The following is a 2,771-nucleotide window of genomic DNA, read 5'->3' as shown; positions in this document are numbered from 1 at the left end:
GCAAGCTTCTCGTTCGACGTGTTCGTGGGAGATATCGCGCGGACGCTGTACAACGGAGGCACGATGGTGATTGTGCCGAAGGACGACCGGATCGATCCGTCTCGTCTGCACCACTGGATGGAGCGGGAGCGGGTCACCATCTTCGAATCGACGCCGGCGCTGCTCGTGCCGTTCCTGGAGTACGTGCACGAGCAGGGGCTGGATATGAGCTGGATGGAGCTGTTGATCACGAGCTCGGACAGCTGCAGCGTGGCGGATTACCGGACCTTGCAGGAACGCTTCGGCTCGTTGTTCCGGATCATCAACGCATACGGCGTGACGGAAGCGGCGATCGACTCCAGCTTCTACGACGAGGAGCTGGCGAAGCTGCCGCAGACAGGCAATGTGCCGATCGGCAAAGCGTGGCTGAATGCGAAACTCTACATCGTGGATGCGCATCTGAATCCGGTGCCAGTCGGGGTGCTGGGCGAGCTGGTCATCGGCGGAGTCGGAGTGGCGCGCGGGTACTTGAACCGTCTGGAGCTGACGGAAGAGAAGTTCGTAGACAGTCCATTCGCCGCGGGCGAGCGGCTGTACCGCACGGGAGACTTGGCGCGGTGGATGGAAGACGGGAACGTGGACTTCATCGGCCGGATCGACAACCAGGCGAAAATCCGGGGCTACCGGATCGAGACGGGCGAGATCGAGTCGCAGCTGCTGCGGGTGGAAGGCGTGCGCGAAGCGGTGGTGCTGGTTCGAAGTGACGCGAACGGGCAGAAAGCGCTGTGCGCGTACTACACGCCGGATACCGGAGCGGAGCTGGCGGTGAACGATTTGCGCAGCGCGCTGGCGCAGGAGCTGCCGGGCTACATGATCCCGTCGTACTTCGTGGAGCTGGAGCGCCTGCCTCTGACGCCGAACGGAAAGATTGACCGGAAGGCGCTGCCAGCGCCGGAAGGGGAAGCGGGAAGCGGAACGGAGTACGTCGCACCGCGCAATGAGCTGGAAACGAAGCTGGCGGCGATTTGGCAGGAGGTGCTGGGGCTTGCGAAGGAGGTGCTGGGGCTTGCGAAGGAGGTTGGCGTTCACGACAACTTCTTCGACATCGGCGGCCACTCCCTGCGAGCGACGACGCTGGTCAGCAAGATTCATAAAGAGTTGAACGTGGATCTGCCGCTGCGCGACGTGTTCCGCCATTCCACGATCGAGAGCATGGCGGCCGCCATTTCCCGGCTGGATGAGCAGACATTCGTTGCCATTCCGGTGGCGGATGACCGAGAGGTGTACCCGCAATCTTTTGCTCAAAAACGTCTCTTTATCCTGAATCAACTGGAAGGCGCGGAGCTTAGCTACAACATGCCGGAAGCGATGCTGCTGGAGGGTGCTTTAGACCGGGCAAGGTTCGAAGAAGCGTTCCGTAAGCTCGTGGCGCGGCATGAAACACTGCGCACCGGGTTCGAAATGGTGGATGGCGAAACATCGCAGCGGATTTACCAGGACGTGAATTTTGCCGTGGAGTTCTATCGAGCGGATGAGCAAGAGGCCGAAGAGACGGTTCGCCGTTTCGTCCGTCCGTTTGACTTGGCGAAGCCTCCGCTGCTGAGGGTAGGCCTTGTCGAGCTGGCTCCGGAACGCCATATTCTAATGTACGACATGCATCATATTATTTCCGACGGCGTCTCGATGGAAATCTTTGTTGAAGAATTCGTCCGCTTGTACGGCGGCGAGCAATTGGAGCCTCTGCGCATTCAGTACAAAGACTACACCGTTTGGCAGCATTCGCAGGAGCAGAAGGAACGGCTTCAGCGTCAGGAGGCGTACTGGCTGGACATGTTCCAAGGCGAGCTTCCGGTGCTGGAAATGCCGACCGACTATCCGCGTCCGGCCGTGCAGAGCTACGAAGGCCAAACGCTGGAGTTTTTCTTTGACGCTTCGAAAACCGACGGCCTGAAGCAGCTGGCCTCGGAAACGGGCACGACGCTGTTTATGGTGCTGCTTGCGGCGTATAACGTCCTTCTGCATAAATATTCAGGTCAGGAAGACGTGATCGTCGGTACGCCGATTGCCGGAAGGAATCATGGAGATGTGCAGCCGCTGATCGGGATTTTCTTAAACACGCTGGCTATCCGCAGTTATCCGGCTTCGGAGAAGACATTCCTGTCATACCTGAACGAAGTCAAAGAAACGACCCTCCACGCCTTCGAGCATCAAAACTATCCGTTCGAAGAATTGGTGGACAAGGTGCAAGTCACCCGTGATTTAAGCCGCAATCCGCTCTTCGACACGCTGTTTACGATGCAGAATACGGAGAACGAGGAATTTGAGCTGGAAGGGCTTCGCCTGATTCCTTATCCGAGCGCACTGGATACCGCGAAGTTTGATATCAGCTTGGATGTGGGCGAGGAGAACGGCGGCTTGGATTACAGCTTCGAATATGCGACGGCTCTCTACAAAAGGGAGACGATCGAACGGCTGGCGAAACATTACGAGCAGCTGCTCGTAACGATCGTAAGCCGTCCGGATGCGAAGATCGCCGAGCTAAACTTGCTGACGGCAGAGGAAAAAGAACAAATTCTCGGTGCGTTCAACCCGGCGCAGCCGGAAGCGGCTCCTGCGTCGGCGTTCCACCGGCTGTTCGAGGAACAGGCGGAGCGCACGCCGGAAGCGGAGGCCGTCGTGTACGAGAATGACCGGCTGACGTATGCGGAGCTGAACGAGCGGGCGAATCGCTTGGCGGCCACGCTGCGCGCAAGCGGCATCGGCCGGGAGACGATCGTCGGCATTCTCGCCGA

General features: G+C 59.0%; 1 protein-coding gene. It reads left to right on the top strand.

Going from position 1 to position 2,771, the window contains the following annotated elements; genetic code table 11:
- Positions 1 to 2,771 (top strand): condensation domain-containing protein (locus AC6EJC_RS26755; RefSeq protein ID WP_444956511.1); only part of this gene is annotated, 2,771 nt, incomplete at both ends.

This window comes from Paenibacillus sp. TY11 (assembly GCF_059772165.1).
Note: the sequence above shows the minus strand (reverse complement) of the source record. Positions and strands in the feature narration are given on the sequence as shown.